Origin of the sequence: Mycobacterium sp. DL99 (assembly GCF_004762045.1) — a bacterium.
GTDB lineage: Bacteria > Actinomycetota > Actinomycetes > Mycobacteriales > Mycobacteriaceae > Mycobacterium.
This window is the reverse complement of the sequence record NZ_SJOM01000007.1, coordinates 6,277,052-6,291,957: the sequence shown is the minus strand read 5'-3', so window position 1 is coordinate 6,291,957 and position 14,906 is coordinate 6,277,052. Positions and strand designations below refer to the sequence as shown.

The 14,906-nt window shown below is 66.8% G+C and carries 12 protein-coding genes; 7 read left to right on the top strand and 5 right to left on the bottom strand.

Annotated elements, in window-relative coordinates; all coding sequences use genetic code 11:
* Window positions 1–88: 88 nt before the first annotated feature.
* Window positions 89–310 (bottom strand): hypothetical protein, encoded by a 222-nt coding sequence (locus tag EYZ64_RS30560; protein WP_135459487.1) that lies wholly within the window; start codon window positions 308–310, stop codon window positions 89–91.
* A gap of 323 nt (window positions 311–633) precedes the next feature.
* Here EYZ64_RS30560 and EYZ64_RS30555 point away from each other — a divergent pair, with 323 nt between their 5' ends.
* Window positions 634–939 (top strand): hypothetical protein, encoded by a 306-nt coding sequence (locus EYZ64_RS30555; protein ID WP_353653698.1) that lies wholly within the window; start codon window positions 634–636, stop codon window positions 937–939.
* A gap of 17 nt (window positions 940–956) precedes the next feature.
* On the opposite strand, the gene EYZ64_RS30550 is transcribed toward EYZ64_RS30555, so the two are convergent.
* Together EYZ64_RS30550 and EYZ64_RS30545 are read right to left on the bottom strand one after the other, a co-directional pair.
* A complete protein-coding gene (locus EYZ64_RS30550) occupies window positions 957–1,412 on the bottom strand; it encodes an SRPBCC family protein (protein ID WP_135459486.1) in 456 nt (151 codons plus the stop codon).
* A 20-nt stretch (window positions 1,413–1,432) separates the two neighbouring features.
* Window positions 1,433–2,404, bottom strand: coding sequence for an aldo/keto reductase (locus EYZ64_RS30545; RefSeq protein WP_135460338.1), 972 nt, complete (start codon window positions 2,402–2,404; stop codon window positions 1,433–1,435).
* Between the two features lie 91 nt (window positions 2,405–2,495).
* Here EYZ64_RS30545 and EYZ64_RS30540 point away from each other — a divergent pair, with 91 nt between their 5' ends.
* From EYZ64_RS30540 to EYZ64_RS30530, 3 genes are read left to right on the top strand one after another with little or no spacing between them, the layout of a single operon-like run.
* Window positions 2,496–2,855 carry a DUF427 domain-containing protein gene (locus EYZ64_RS30540; protein WP_135459485.1) on the top strand — a complete coding sequence of 120 codons (360 nt, stop codon included), beginning with the start codon at window positions 2,496–2,498 and terminating at the stop codon, window positions 2,853–2,855.
* Between the two features lie 9 nt (window positions 2,856–2,864).
* A complete protein-coding gene (locus EYZ64_RS30535; RefSeq protein WP_135459484.1) occupies window positions 2,865–3,764 on the top strand; it encodes a DNA-3-methyladenine glycosylase family protein in 900 nt (299 codons plus the stop codon).
* 38 nt (window positions 3,765–3,802) lie between these two features.
* Window positions 3,803–4,627, top strand: a complete 825-nt coding sequence (locus tag EYZ64_RS30530; RefSeq protein WP_210115600.1) for an MBL fold metallo-hydrolase — start codon at window positions 3,803–3,805, stop codon at window positions 4,625–4,627.
* Window position 4,628: 1 nt separating this feature from the next.
* Here the strand turns inward: EYZ64_RS30530 and aqpZ are convergent, their stop codons facing one another.
* Together aqpZ and EYZ64_RS30520 are read right to left on the bottom strand one after the other, a co-directional pair.
* Window positions 4,629–5,402, bottom strand: a complete 774-nt coding sequence (gene aqpZ, locus EYZ64_RS30525; RefSeq protein WP_135459483.1) for an aquaporin Z — start codon at window positions 5,400–5,402, stop codon at window positions 4,629–4,631.
* A gap of 113 nt (window positions 5,403–5,515) precedes the next feature.
* The gene (locus EYZ64_RS30520) at window positions 5,516–6,316 is read right to left on the bottom strand and encodes a PaaI family thioesterase (protein WP_135459482.1); all 801 of its coding nucleotides are present in this window, start codon (window positions 6,314–6,316) and stop codon (window positions 5,516–5,518) included.
* 62 nt (window positions 6,317–6,378) lie between these two features.
* Between EYZ64_RS30520 and EYZ64_RS30515 the strand changes: the two genes are divergently transcribed.
* The 3 genes from EYZ64_RS30515 (at window position 6,379) to EYZ64_RS30505 (ending at window position 14,880) form a co-directional block, all read left to right on the top strand.
* Window positions 6,379–8,436: a heavy metal translocating P-type ATPase gene (locus EYZ64_RS30515; RefSeq protein ID WP_135459481.1), complete on the top strand. Its 2,058-nt coding sequence runs from the start codon at window positions 6,379–6,381 to the stop codon at window positions 8,434–8,436.
* Window positions 8,437–8,831: 395 nt separating this feature from the next.
* Entirely contained in the window at window positions 8,832–13,421 is a 4,590-nt protein-coding gene (gene gltB, locus EYZ64_RS30510; protein ID WP_135460336.1) for a glutamate synthase large subunit, read from the top strand.
* Window positions 13,414–14,880, top strand: coding sequence for a glutamate synthase subunit beta (locus tag EYZ64_RS30505; RefSeq protein ID WP_135459480.1), 1,467 nt, complete (start codon window positions 13,414–13,416; stop codon window positions 14,878–14,880). The genes gltB and EYZ64_RS30505 overlap by 8 nt, the downstream gene beginning before the upstream one ends.
* Window positions 14,881–14,906: the final 26 nt, after the last annotated feature.

Below are 14,906 nucleotides of genomic sequence, written 5' to 3'. Positions count from 1 at the left end.
CCTACCGCGTAAGGGCGCAAGATCTGGGGGGAAATGAAAAGCGAAGAGGGGCAGCCCGTTCCGGGCTGCCCCTCTTTGTCTTCCGGTGTCAGCGGACGCCGCTGTGGCGAACAGTGTTGTCCACCTTGGGAACCATCGGCTTGGGGTGGATCTGGTCGAGCCAATCCAGGTGGTCGACACCCGCTGAGACGGTGACGGCACTGGGGGCCGCGACGTGGGCGGGCTCGGCGGCCAAGGCCGGTGCGGCCAGGCCCAGAACCCCTGCGCTCAATCCACTGGCGGCGATGACGGCGAATCCGAACTTCTTCATTTCCTGCTTCTTCCTGCCTCGTCCGGCTGTCGTTTTCTGGTGCGCTCTGTGCCGGTATGACTGTCCAAACCGAGAGGTCAGCCGGACAATTTCCGATGGCAGAAATTGACCGGCTCATGGCAGAAAGAAGCATGTTCAGCAGAATCCATCGGTGCCCCCGTTCCGGCCGGCCCTGCCCGGGACCGGGACGCCGCCCCGAGGGAGCTCAAATGCACTGCTGCGATCTGTCCGATGTTGTCGGTCACGCATGGCATAATCGAACGTATGTTCGAGACCGTGTCGGATGTGGCCAGACGTTCTGCGCGGGCTGGTCGGACCGTCAATTGCCCGATGGCACCGTCGAATTCACCGGGCCCACCGGGCACACCTACACCACTGAACCCCACGGCGCCGGCCTGTTCCCGACCCTCGCGCAACCCACTGGGGAGCTGAACCTGCCCGAACCCCCAGCCCACCACCCGAACCGGGGCGCGAGGATGCCGACCCGCCGCCAAACCCGCGAACAAGACCGCCGAGACCGCGTCAACGCCGAACGACGCCTACGCGCCGAACTCAACACCGACCTCGAATTCGAACGCCAATACCAAGCCTGGCTCGCCGAAAAATACGGACCACCGCCACCCTTCTGAGGTAGGCGGGGTGGACATCAAGCCTCGGCGCGCTCCTTGAGCCGCTGCAGGGTGAGCTGGATGTGCTCGGCATTGGCACCATCGCGGTCGGGGACCCCGGTGGCCAGACCCGCGACCTTCTTGAACCAGCCCGCGCGGCGATCCCAGGTGGACTCGGTCACCGTGCACCCGCCTTCGGCAGCGACGATGTCGTAGCGCCAGTGCGCGACCGGGAACACCAGGGACTTCACGTCGAAGGCGAATGTCTTGCCCGGTTCGGCATCGGTGACGGTGCAGGTGGTGCTCCAGGCTTTGGAGCCATTGCGGTTGTGCCCCTTGAAAACCGAACCAGGAGTGGCAGAAGTGCCCTTCTGCCACTCCATCGCATGCGCCTCCTCCGCGAGCGCGGCCAGAGTGGACAGGTCGGTGATCAGTGCATACACCGCTGCGGGGTCGGCAGCGATCGACACGGTGGCTTTCACAGGCGCGGTCATGCGCCGATCGTAGTCCCGGGCTACCGGTCGATCATCCGCATCTGAGCCTCGCTGTGATGGGCACCGGCAGCCGGGGCGAGGTTGTCCAGCCTGGACAACTGCTCGGCGCTGAGCGTCACGGCATCGGCGGCAACGTTTTCCTCCAACCGCTCGATACGCTTGGTTCCGGGGATCGGCACGATATCGGGGCCGCGGGACAGCAGCCAGGCGAGCGCGACCTGACCCGGCGTCGCACCCGAGGCGTCGGCGATTGCCCGCACCTCGTCGGCGAGGCGCAGATTCGCCGCGAAGTTCTCACCGGTGAATCGGGGATTGTCGCGCCGGGTGTCGTCAGCGGCCAGATCGTCGATGGACCGGATCTGCCCGGTGAGGAACCCACGTCCCAGCGGGGAGTACGCGACAAAGCCGATACCGTTCTCGCGCAGCACATCCAGGATCCCGTCCTCGGGATCGCGGGTGAACAACGAGTACTCCGACTGCAGTGCGGCGATCGGATGGACCGCATGGGCCCGCCGAATGGTCTCGACGCCCACCTCGGACAACCCGATATGGCCCACCTTCCCCTCGGCGACGAGTTCGGCGAGCGCACCGACGGTCTCCTCGATCGGGGTGTCTCGGTCCAGTCGGTGCTGGTAATAGAGATCGATGTGATCGGTGCCGAGCCGGCGCAACGACCCCTCCACCGCGGTGCGGATATTGGCCGGGCTGCTGTCCGCGCCGTCGCGGCCAGTGTGGGAGATCACCCCGAACTTGGTGGCGAGCACCACCTTGTCGCGTCGGCCCTGCAGTGCCTGGCCGACCAACTCTTCGTTGACGTACGGGCCGTAGACCTCGGCGGTATCGATGAGGGTGACGCCGAGGTCGATCGCCCGATGAATGGTGCGGATGGACTCGGCGTCGTCGCGGCCCGCGCTGCCGTACGCGAACGACATGCCCATCGTGCCCAGACCGATCCGGGCCACCTCGAGCTCACCCAACTGCGCGTTCTGCAATGTTCCCATCACCCCAGTGAACCCGGCTCCTGCTGGGCTCGCCAGGAAGCCTGGTGGGAATCGGTGGCGGCACCTCGACGTTGTCACGCATATGACCGAGCGTCAGGTGCTGCAGCCCAGCGCAGCCCACCCCATCACCATCACCCCGACCGGACGTCGGGTCACCGTCACCATCGGCGGCGCGATCGTCGCGCAGACCGATGACGCCCTGACCCTGCAGGAGTCGACCTACCCGGCGGTGTATTACATCCCCCGCGCCGACGCGGTGTCTGAGACACTGACCCGCAGTGCCACCACCACCTACTGTCCATTCAAGGGCGAGGCGAACTATTACCACGTCGGCGGGGTTGAGGACGCGGTCTGGACATATGAGCAGCCGTATCCGGCCGTCGCCGAAATCGCCGGCCACCTGGCGTTCTACCCGGACAAAGCGGACATCGCCCTGGCCTAATCTGGTGCGGTGCCCTCAACCAGCGTCGTATTCGAGGGTCCGGCCAGCCCGGGCCTGACGCTGGCCCCGTGGCGGCGCGGCGGCGGTGACCCGTGCAACCGGGTCGGTGCCGACGGTGCGATCTGGCACACCAGTGCGATGAATACCGGTCCGGTCACGGTGCGGATCACCAAATCGGCCCCCGATACCGTCGACGGCGAGGCGTGGGGTGCCGGCAGCGCAGAGTTTCTGGACGGATTCGCGGCGCTGGTGGGTGCAGACGATGACGCCACCGGTTTTGCCCCGGTCGAGCCGACGATCGCCGAGGCCCACCGGCGGGTGCCGCATCTGCGTCTCGGCCGCAGCGGCCGGGTACTTGAAGCCCTGGTGCCCGCGATCATCGAGCAGCGTGTCTCGGGCATGGACGCCTGGCGGGCCTGGCGGTGGTTGGTGACAAAGTACGGCGCCCCGGCCCCGGGACCGGCGCCGGTCGGGATGCGGGTGCCGCCCACCCCGGAGGCATGGCGGCGCATCCCGTCGTGGGAATTTCACCGGGCCAACGTGGATCCGGGCCGGGCCCGCACGATCGTCGGGTGCGCGCAGCGCGCCGACGCCCTCGAGCGGCTCACCGCCGAACGGGCTGTCACGGCGCTGCGGTCACTGCCCGGCGTCGGCGAATGGACGACGGCCGAAACCGTCCAGCGTGCATTCGGCGACGCCGATGCACTGTCGGTGGGGGACTATCACCTGGCGACGATGGTGGGGCGCACTCTCCTCGGCCACCCGATCGATGACGAAGCCATGGTGGAACTGCTCGAACCACTGCGCCCGCACCGGCAGCGGGCCATTCGACTGCTGGAAGCCAGTGGACTGGCGCACAATCCGCGTTTCGGGGCGCGTCAGGCGATTCCGAACCTGCGCACACTGTAGCTTGACCTGAACCATGGTTGAGGTGCCAGTCTGGGGTCATGCCTACCTGGATTTGCACGGGATGCGGTGTAGAACATCAGGATTCCGACACCGAACCCGCGAGCAGCTGCATACTGACCTCCGAGACGGTTTCGATCGAAGAACGCGGCGACCTGCCGCCGCACGGCACCTGGACCACGCTGGATGAACTCGCGGCCCAGCCGCATCACACCGAACACGTCGACCACGGCCGCGGAGTGCACAGCCTGCGCAGAGCGCCCAAGTTCGCCATCGGACACCGGTCATTCCTGGTGCAGACCGCCCACGGAAACCTCCTGTGGGATTCGCCGAGCTATCTGGATGACGAGATCATCGGCCTCGTTCACGGCCTCGGCGGTGTTGACGCCGTCGCTGCCAGTCATCCCCACATGTTCGGCGCGCAACTCAGTTGGAGCAGCGCATTCGGGGGAGTGCCGGTGTACGTGAATGCCCTTGACGCAGAGTGGCTTCCGGCCCAGGATCCGCTGATTCAACTGTGGAACGAACAGTGCGAACCACTACCCGGACTGCGGCTGATACACGTCGGCGGCCACATGCGGGGGAGTTCGGTGGCGCTGGCCGCCGACGGCACCCTGCTGGTCGGGGACACCATCTCCGGTGGACTGGCGCGGAACTGGGTGTCGTTCCAACGGAACTTCCCCAAGCACGTCCCGCTGTCGGCCGCGGTGGTGCGGCGGATCGTGGACCGGCTCGACGAATACGACTATGACCGGCTCTACACCCTTGGCGGCGATGAGATAAACAGCGCCGCCAAGGATGTAGTGCACCGGTCAGCCGAGACCCATATTCGTTGGGTCAGTGGTGAATTCGACCACTTGACCTGATTTAGCGATCGCGCGGCTGGTCCAAGGCGTCGTCGCGTACCGGTCGCTCGGCCAGTTTCTCGGGCGCACCGAACAACAGCGGGTAGGCCACACCGGCGATGGCCGCACCGACCAGCGGGGCCAGCCAGAACGCCCACAGCTGCGCCGGCGCGCCATTGCCGTTGAAGAATGCGACCGCTGTGGAACGGGCCGGGTTGACCGAGGTGTTGGAGATCGGGATCGAGATCAGGTGGATCAGCGTCAGAGTGAGCCCGATCGACAGGCCGGCAAAGCCCTTCGGCGCGCGGTCATCAGTAGAACCCAAGATGACCAGCAGGAACACCGCGGTGAGGATCACCTCGGCGAGAAGGACCGCGGCCAGTGAGTATCCGCCGGGGGAGTGCTCGCCGTAACCGTTGGCGGCCATGTTCCCGGTGGCGGACCAACCGTCCTTGCCGCTGGCGATCACATAGATCACCAGGCCGGCCACCAAACCGCCGACGACCTGTGAAATCCAGTACGGCACAACGGCTGCCCACTCGACCCGGCGGGCCAGCGCGGCGCCCAGCGTGACCGCCGGATTGAAGTGCCCGCCCGAGATGGTGCCGAAGGCGTACACGCCGGTCAGCACGGTCAGGCCGAACGCGAGGGCGACCCCGAGGAAACCGATCCCCACGGAGAAGCCGTCGGAGAGAAACTTCGCGGCGAACACCGCGCTACCGCAACCGCCCAGGACCAGCCAGAACGTCCCGATGAATTCGGCTGCCAATCGATGTGACATTGTCGGCGTACTCATGGCGAACTCCTCCGTAGATGTGGTTCATCCGGAGGGTTTCACGCCAGTGCGCAATGGCAGCATCGTTGTTGTGAAATTGATTACAGAGTGAAATTTACGTTGCCGCGCCGAAATCAGCGGTACGCGGTCAGCCGGGCCACCAGGGCGACCGTGCCGTCGTCACTGATGGCCTGAGCGTCGGCTACCCCGGAACTTCGACCGGTACGCAATGCCCGTGCTTCATAACGGGATTCGTTGCCGCCGCGGAACTGGCGCAGATAGTTGACCCGCAATGACGCGGTATGCCAGGGCGCACCGGTCCCGTCGCTGAGAGCGGCGGAGCCCACGAGTTCGAGTGCCGCCGCGGACACCCCGCCGTGCACGATGCCGATGCTGTTGTTGACAACGGGATCCGGCAGCTGCCGTAACACCGCGGTCCGGCCGCCGGTCTCGGCGACCTCGACCGACATGCGGTCTTCCAGTGCGGCGGGCGGCGTTCCCTCCGTCGACTCGGAGGGCCACGCGACGACGTGCCCCGGGGCGTGGATGTGGAAGGACCGCACCGTTGCCGTCCCGATCAACTGGCCGCCATGCGTCAACTCGGAGAGGCTCAACGAACCCGTGCCCTTCGGGCCGAACGGCCGCGCAGTCGCCACCACCGGCTCCTCGGGCGCCGCCGTGACGAGCTCAAGCGCGTGCGGGATGAGCTCGATGGCCAGCTCGCTGGACACCGTCCACTCGTCGTCATTGCGGCGGAGGTGGTTGGCCAGGCCGCCGATGTGGTCGACGAGCATCGCCAGTGGGGCCAGCGTCGGCACGTGCGTCAGCGGATTGAGTAGACCGCCCACGGGTATGGAGGCCACGCAGCGGTTCGGGCTCTCCTCAAGGGTTTGTACGCCCATGCGGCCCAGCGGGGTGTTCAGCGGATAGTGCATCGCCGTCAACAGTTACGCCCATCACGGTAGCCAGATACCCCCTAGGGGTATACAGTGGCGACATGACCACGACCGAACACGCGATGCACGAGCACGAACACACCGGTCACACGGGGCATGCGGGCCACGGCGACCATGTCGCCCAGTTCCGGAGCCTGTTCTGGGTCATGACGGCCCTCGCCGTACCGACGGTGGCGCTTTCGCCGATGTTCGCGATGCTCCTCGGCTACGACCTCCCGGACTTCCCCGGAGCGCGTTGGATCTCCCCGCTGCTCGGCACGGTCATGTACGTGTGGGGCGGCCGACCGTTCCTGACCGGCGCCGTCAGTGAAATACGTTCGCGCGCACCGGGAATGATGCTGTTGATCGGATTGGCGATCACGGTCGCCTTCGTCGCGTCGTGGGGTGCGAGCCTCGGCGTGCTGCACCACCAACTGGACTTCTGGTGGGAGCTCGCGCTGCTGATCGTGATCATGCTGCTGGGCCACTGGATCGAGATGCGGTCGCTGGCCCAGACCACCTCCGCACTCGACTCGCTGGCCGCGCTGCTGCCCGACGAGGCCGAGCGCGTCGAGAACGATGGCGATGCCGAGCAGGTGGTGACCGTGGCCCCGGCGGATCTACAGGTCGGCGACCTGGTGATCGTCCGGCCGGGCGGCAGTGTGCCCGTCGACGGCCGCATCGTCGACGGTGCCGCCGATATGGACGAGTCGATGGTCACCGGAGAGTCGCGGACCGTGCGCCGAGGCATGGGTGACGACGTCGTCGCGGGCACCGTCGCCACCGACTCCGGACTCCGGATCCGGGTGACGGCCGTCGGCGACGACACCGCGCTGGCCGGCATCCAACGGCTGGTCGGCGAGGCGATCAACTCCTCGTCGCGGGCGCAGCGCCTGGCCGACCGGGCCGCGGGCTGGCTGTTCTGGTTCGCGCTGGGATCAGCGTTGCTGACCGCGCTGGCGTGGACCTTGCTGGGCGAACCCGACCAGGCGGTGGTCCGCACGATCACGGTGCTGGTCATCGCGTGCCCGCATGCTCTGGGGCTGGCCATCCCGCTGGTGGTGTCCATCGCGACCGAGCGGGCCGCCAGGGGCGGGGTGCTGATCAAGGATCGTCTGGCGCTGGAAACCATGCGCACTGTCGGCGCGGTGTTGTTCGACAAGACCGGGACCCTCACCAAGGGTGAGCCGGCCGTCACCGCGGTGGCGGTCACGGACCGCCCGGAGAACGACGTGCTGGCGTTGGCCGCGGCCGCCGAGGCGGATTCCGAACACCCGCTGGCCCGCGCCATCGTCGCTGCGGCGCAGGACCGCGGCCTCGACGTCCCTCCGGCAACCGACTTCAGCTCCTCGCCGGCGGTCGGGGTCAGCGCACTAGTCGGTGGACAGCGGGTGCGGGTCGGCGGGCCGGCACTGCTCGAACAGGCCGGGCAAGCCGCCCTTGCGGGCACCGCACACTGGGCCGGCGCCACCGTGCTGCACGTACTGGTCGACGGGGAGCCGGTCGGTGCCCTGGCGCTGGCCGACGAGATCCGGCCGGAATCCCGGCAGGCCGTCGACGCCCTGCACGATCTGGGCATCGAAGTGGTGATGATCACTGGTGACGCCGCTCCAGTGGCCTCCGCGGTGGCCTCTGAGCTGGGTATCGACCGCGTATTCGCAGGTGTACGGCCTGAAGACAAGGCCGCCAAGGTTGCCGAACTCCAGCACGAAGGCTTGAAGGTGGCCATGGTCGGCGATGGCGTCAACGATGCACCCGCGCTGGCCGCAGCGGACGTCGGCATCGCCATCGGCGCGGGCACCGATGTCGCCATCGCCTCGGCGGGTGTCATTCTGGCGAGCTCGGATCCGCGATCGGTGCTCTCGGTGATCGAGCTGTCCCGGCAGTCCTACCGTAAGATGAAGCAAAACCTTTGGTGGGCAGCGGGTTACAACCTGATCTCGGTCCCGCTGGCGGCCGGCGTGGCCGCTCCGCTCGGTTTTGTAATGCCGATGTCCGTCGGGGCGATATTGATGTCAGCGTCGACGGTTGTCGTGGCACTCAATGCGCAGTCGCTACGTCGCCTCGACCTGCGGCCCGAGGCCGGCGTGCGCAGCGTTGCGCGGGTCTCGGGACGTTGACGATGCAAATCTAAGAATCTGACTAAGCTTTCCCGCAAATTTCAATCGCATATATAACAGCACTATAACGGCATCTATATGAATATGCAGCAAACAAAATCGACGACTGAGGTAGTGGATGGCCCCAATGGGGGGTGGGGGCCCCTCTGGTGGGAATGTATGAAATGTCAAGGGCTGCAGGACGATTCGCAATTTCTGCGACGCATCTATCGTCAGGGGCAAAAGCCGCCGGCGGAGTATCGTTAGGCTTAGCTAAGTTGGCATCTGCCCCGGTAGTTGCCTTATCGTTTTCTCCACTTATGGCGTGTGGGACATAGCCGTCGTCCAGTGCTGCACGGAGGCCACCCACGCCGAGCCGGCTTCTTCGTAGAAGCGTGTTGAAGGGCAAGGTGGGAATGGCGCCCAACAAGGTCGGGCTGTACAACCCCGCATATGAACACGATGCGTGTGGTGTGGCAATGGTGGCAGACATCCATGGTCGCCGCAGCCGGGACATCGTGGACAAGGCGATCACAGCACTGGTGAATCTGGAGCACCGCGGTGCCCAGGGTGCAGAACCGAACACCGGCGACGGCGCAGGCATCCTGCTGCAGGTCCCGGATTCGTTCCTGCGCGAGGTGGTCGACTTCGAGCTCCCCGAACCCGGCAGCTACGCCACCGGCATCGCCTTCCTGCCGCAGTCATCGCGCGATGCATCCGCGGCAGCCGAAGCCGTCGAGAAGATCGTCGAAGCCGAGGGCCTGCAGGTGCTGGGCTGGCGTGAGGTGCCCACCGACGACTCCTCGCTCGGCGCACTGGCGCGCGACGCCATGCCGACCTTCCGGCAACTGTTCATCGGCGGCGCCTCCGGTATGGACCTGGAGCGCAAGGCGTACGTCGTGCGCAAGCGCGCCGAGCACGAGCTGGGCACCAAGGGGCCGGGCCAGGACGGCCCCGGTCGCGAGACGGTGTACTTCCCGAGCCTGTCCGGTCAGACCTTCGTCTACAAAGGGATGCTGACCACCCCACAGCTCAAGGCGTTCTATCTGGACCTGCAGGACGAGCGGATGACCAGCGCGCTGGGCATCGTGCACTCCCGCTTCTCCACCAACACGTTCCCGTCCTGGCCGCTGGCCCACCCGTTCCGGCGGATCGCCCACAACGGCGAGATCAACACCGTCACCGGTAACGAGAACTGGATGCGCGCACGTGAGGCGCTGATCCGCACCGAGGTGTTCGGCACCGACGGGCTCGACAAGATCGTCCCGGTGTGTACCCCCGGCGCGTCGGACACCGCGCGCTTCGACGAGGTGCTCGAACTGCTGCACCTCGGTGGCCGCAGCCTGCCCCACGCCGTGCTGATGATGATCCCCGAGGCGTGGGAACGCCACGAGTCGATGGATCCCGCCCGCCGTGCGTTTTATGAGTTCCACGACTCGCTGATGGAGCCCTGGGACGGACCGGCCTCGGTCTGCTTCACCGACGGCACCGTGATCGGCGCCGTGCTGGACCGCAACGGCCTGCGCCCCTCCCGCATCTGGGTGACCGAGGACGGCCTCGTCGTGATGGCGTCCGAAGCCGGCGTCTTGCCGCTCGACCCCTCCACGGTCGTCAAGAAGCTGCGCCTGCAGCCCGGCCGGATGTTCCTGGTGGACACCGCCCAGGGCCGCATCGTCTCCGACGAGGAGATCAAGGCTCAGTTGGCCAGTGAGCAGCCCTACCAGGAATGGATCGAGGCGGGCCTGTTCCCGCTCGACGAGCTGCCGCCGGGTGACTACGTCCGGATGCCGCACCACCGCGTGGTGCTGCGCCAGCAGATCTTCGGCTACACCTACGAGGAGCTGAACCTGCTGGTGGCGCCCATGGCGCGCACCGGTGCCGAGGCCCTGGGCTCGATGGGCACCGACACCCCGGTCGCCATCCTCTCGGCGCGGCCGCGGATGCTGTTCGACTACTTCCAGCAGCTGTTCGCCCAGGTCACCAACCCGCCGCTGGACGCCATCCGGGAAGAGGTGGTCACCAGCCTGCAGGGCGTGATCGGACCCGAAGGCGACCTGCTCAACCCCGGTCCGGAATCGTGCCGGCAGATCGTGCTGTCGCAGCCGATCCTGCGCAACGCCGACCTGTCCAAGCTGATCTGCGTCGATCCCGACCACGAGGTCCGGGGCCACAAGCACGGCATGCGGGCCGCGGTGATCCGCTGCCTGTACCCGGTCAACCGGGGCGGACAGGGACTCAAAGAAGCGCTGGACAACGTCCGCGCCAAGGTCTCGGAGGCGATCCGCGAGGGCGCCCGCATCATCGTGCTGTCGGACCGCGAATCCAACGAGACCATGGCGCCGATCCCGTCGCTGCTGTCCGTGGCCGCGGTGCACCACCACCTGGTCCGCGAGCGCACGCGCACCAAGGTCGGCCTGGTGGTCGAGGCCGGTGACGCCCGCGAGGTGCACCACATGGCGATGCTGTGCGGCTTCGGTGCCGCCGCGGTCAACCCGTACATGGCGTTCGAGTCGATCGAGGACATGGTCGACCGGGGCGTGATCGCCGGAATCAGCAGCGATAAAGCCAAGGCCAACTACGTCAAGGCCGCCGGCAAGGGCGTGCTCAAGGTGATGTCCAAGATGGGCATCTCCACCCTGGCCTCCTACACCGGTGCGCAGCTGTTCCAGGCCATCGGCATCTCCCAGGGCGTGCTCGACCAGTACTTCACCGGGCTGAGCTGCCCCGTCGGCGGTATCGACCTCGAGGACATTGCCGCCGACGTCGCCGCCCGTCACTCGCTGGCCTTCCTGGACCGTCCCGACGAGCGCGCCCACCGCGAGCTCGAGGTCGGCGGCGAGTACCAGTGGCGCCGTGAGGGCGAGTACCACCTGTTCAACCCGGACACGGTGTTCAAGCTCCAGCACTCCACCCGCACCGGTCAGTACTCGATCTTCAAGGAGTACACCGCGCTGGTCGACGACCAGAGCGAGCGGATGGCCTCGCTGCGCGGCCTGCTGAAGTTCCGTACCGGTGACGACGCCGTGCGCCAGCCGATCTCGATTGACGAGGTCGAGTCCGCCGCCGAGATCGTCAAGCGCTTCTCCACCGGCGCCATGAGCTACGGCTCGATCTCGGCCGAGGCGCACGAGACCCTGGCCATCGCGATGAACCGCCTTGGCGCCCGGTCGAACTCGGGTGAGGGCGGCGAAAGCGTCAACCGCTTCGAGCCCGACGAGAACGGCGACTGGCGTCGCAGCGCCATCAAGCAGGTGGCCTCCGGCCGGTTCGGTGTGACCAGTCACTACCTGACCAACTGCTCCGATATCCAGATCAAGATGGCCCAGGGTGCGAAACCTGGTGAAGGCGGCCAGCTTCCGGGGCACAAGGTGTACCCGTGGGTGGCCGAGGTGCGGCACTCGACCCCGGGTGTCGGCCTGATCTCGCCGCCGCCGCACCACGACATCTACTCGATCGAGGATCTGGCGCAGCTGATCCACGACCTGAAGAACGCCAACCCGGCTGCGCGTGTGCATGTGAAGCTGGTTTCGGAGAACGGCGTCGGAACGGTCGCCGCGGGCGTCTCCAAGGCGCACGCCGACGTGGTGCTGATCTCCGGCCACGACGGCGGTACCGGTGCCACCCCGCTGACGTCGCAGAAGCACGCCGGTGCGCCGTGGGAGCTGGGCCTGGCCGAGACGCAGCAGACCCTGCTGCTCAACGGCCTGCGTGACCGCATCGTGGTCCAGGTCGACGGTCAGCTCAAGACCGGCCGCGACGTGGTGGTCGCCGCGCTGCTGGGCGCCGAGGAGTTCGGCTTCGCCACCGCTCCACTGGTGGTGGCGGGCTGCATCATGATGCGCGTCTGCCACCTCGACACCTGCCCGGTGGGTGTGGCCACCCAGAACCCGGTGCTGCGGCAGCGGTTCAACGCCAAGCCCGAGTTCGTCGAGAACTTCTTCATGTTCATCGCCGAAGAAGTCCGGGAACTCATGGCGCAGTTGGGCTTCCGCACCGTCAACGAGATGGTCGGCCAGGCCGGCGCGCTGGACACCACCAAGGCCGCCGAGCACTGGAAGGCTCACAAGCTGGACCTGACGCCGGTGCTGTACGAGCCCGAGTCGGCGTTCATGAACCAGGACCTGTACTGCAGCTCGCGTCAGGACCACGGCCTGGACAAGGCGCTGGATCAGCAGCTGATCACCCAGAGCCGCGAGGCCCTGGATTCCGCTTCGCCCGTCCGATTTTCAACAAAAATCACCAACGTCAACCGCACGGTGGGCACCATGCTCGGCCACGAGGTCACCAAGGCTTATGGCGGACAGGGGCTTCCGGACGGCACCATCGACATCACGTTCGACGGGTCGGCAGGCAACAGCTTCGGTGCGTTCGTGCCCAAGGGCATCACGCTGCGGGTCTACGGCGACGCCAACGACTACGTCGGCAAGGGCCTGTCGGGTGGTCGCATCGTGGTCCGCCCGGACGACGCAGCACCGGCCGATTTCGCCGCCGAGGACAACATCATCGCCGGCAACGTGGTCCTCTTCGGTGCCACCAGCGGCGAGGCGTTCCTGCGCGGCCAGGTCGGCGAGCGGTTCGCGGTCCGTAACTCCGGCGCCCACGCGGTCGTCGAGGGCGTCGGCGACCACGGCTGCGAGTACATGACCGGCGGCAAGGTCGTCATCCTCGGACCCACCGGCCGCAACTTCGCGGCGGGCATGTCCGGCGGTGTCGCCTACGTCTACGACCCGGCCGGCGTGCTGGGCGAGAACCTGAACACCGAGATGGTGGAGCTGGAAGCTTTGGAGGCCGCTGATGTCGAGTGGCTGCAGGGCATTCTCACCGCCCACGTCGATGCGACCGATTCGGCTGTGGGACAACGGGTCCTATCTGATTGGGATAACGAGTTGAAGCACTTTGTGAAGGTCATGCCGCGCGACTACAAGCGCGTGCTGGCCGCTATCGCCGAGGCCGAACAAGCCGGCGTGAATGTGGACGAGGCGATCATGGCGGCCGCCAATGGCTGATCCGCGCGGTTTCCTCAAGCACACCTCCAAAGAGCTTCCGTCCCGCCGGCCGGTTCCGCTGCGCCTGAAGGACTGGAAAGAGGTCTACGAGGACTTCTCCCACGAGACCCTGCAGGACCAGGCATCGCGATGCATGGACTGCGGTATCCCGTTCTGCCACAACGGTTGCCCGCTGGGGAACCTGATCCCCGAGTGGAACGACCTGGTGTACCGGGACCGGTGGCGCGACGCGATCGAGCGACTGCACGCCACCAACAACTTCCCGGAGTTCACCGGACGGCTGTGCCCCGCCCCATGTGAGGCCTCCTGCGTCCTGGGCATCAATCAGGATCCGGTGACCATCAAGCAGGTCGAGGTCGAGATCATCGACAACGCCTTCGACCAGGGCTGGGTCGTTCCGAAGATGCCCGACGTGCAGACCGGCAAGAAGGTCGCCGTCGTCGGGTCCGGACCGGCCGGACTGGCCGCCGCCCAGCAGCTCACCCGGGCCGGCCACACCGTCACGGTGTTCGAGCGCGCCGACCGCATCGGTGGCCTGCTGCGTTACGGCATCCCCGAGTTCAAGATGGAAAAGCGCCACATCGACCGCCGTCTGGAGCAGATGGCGGCCGAAGGCACCCAGTTCCGTCCCGGCGTCAACGTCGGCGTCGACATCACGGTGGCCCAGCTCCGGCTGAACTACGACGCGGTCGTGCTGGCCGGCGGTGCCACCGCATGGCGCGATCTGCCGATCCCGGGCCGCGAGCTCGACGGCATCCACCAGGCCATGGAGTTCCTGCCCTGGGCCAACCGCGTTCAGTTCGGCGATGACGTCCTCGACGAGAACGGCCAGCCGCCGATCACCGCCAAGGACAAGCACGTCATCATCATCGGCGGCGGCGACACCGGCGCGGACTGCCTGGGGACCTCGCACCGTCAGGGCGCGGCCAACATCCACCAGTTCGAGATCATGCCGCGTCCGCCGGAGACCCGCGCGGATTCGACCCCGTGGCCGACCTACCCGCTGATGTTCCGGGTGTCCTCGGCTCACGAAGAGGGCGGCGATCGCGTGTTCTCGGTCAACACCGAGGAATTCACCGGTGCTGACGGTCACGTGACCGGCCTGCGCGCGCACGAGGTCAAGATGAACGCCGGCAAGTTCGAGAAGGTCGAAGGGACCGACTTCGAGCTCAAGGCCGACCTGGTGCTGCTCGCCATGGGCTTCGTCGGACCGGAGAAGGAAGGTCTGCTGACCAAGCTCGGTGTCGAGCTGACCGACCGCGGAAACGTCTCGCGCGACAACAACTTCCAGACCTCGGTACCCGGCGTGTTCGTGGCCGGTGACATGGGGCGCGGGCAGTCGCTGATCGTGTGGGCGATCGCCGAAGGCCGGGCCGCTGCCGCGGGCGTGGATCGCTACCTGATGGGCAAGACCGCCCTGCCGGTGCCGATCAAGCCCACTGCCGCGCCGCAGCGCTGAATTGGTGAATCGGCCTCCTGTGGAGG

What these genes read in the sequence shown, in the direction of transcription:
- EYZ64_RS30505 (WP_135459480.1), top strand. Translation starts at nt 13,414, where the DNA reads ATGGCTGATCCGCGCGGTTTCCTCAAGCACACCTCCAAAGAGCTTCCG.
- EYZ64_RS30530 (WP_210115600.1), top strand. Translation starts at nt 3,803, where the DNA reads ATGCCTACCTGGATTTGCACGGGATGCGGTGTAGAACATCAGGATTCC.
- aqpZ (WP_135459483.1), bottom strand. Translation starts at nt 5,402, where the DNA reads ATGAGTACGCCGACAATGTCACATCGATTGGCAGCCGAATTCATCGGG.
- gltB (WP_135460336.1), top strand. Translation starts at nt 8,832, where the DNA reads ATGGCGCCCAACAAGGTCGGGCTGTACAACCCCGCATATGAACACGAT.
- EYZ64_RS30540 (WP_135459485.1), top strand. Translation starts at nt 2,496, where the DNA reads ATGACCGAGCGTCAGGTGCTGCAGCCCAGCGCAGCCCACCCCATCACC.
- EYZ64_RS30515 (WP_135459481.1), top strand. Translation starts at nt 6,379, where the DNA reads ATGACCACGACCGAACACGCGATGCACGAGCACGAACACACCGGTCAC.
- EYZ64_RS30550 (WP_135459486.1), bottom strand. Translation starts at nt 1,412, where the DNA reads ATGACCGCGCCTGTGAAAGCCACCGTGTCGATCGCTGCCGACCCCGCA.
- EYZ64_RS30560 (WP_135459487.1), bottom strand. Translation starts at nt 310, where the DNA reads ATGAAGAAGTTCGGATTCGCCGTCATCGCCGCCAGTGGATTGAGCGCA.
- EYZ64_RS30520 (WP_135459482.1), bottom strand. Translation starts at nt 6,316, where the DNA reads ATGCACTATCCGCTGAACACCCCGCTGGGCCGCATGGGCGTACAAACC.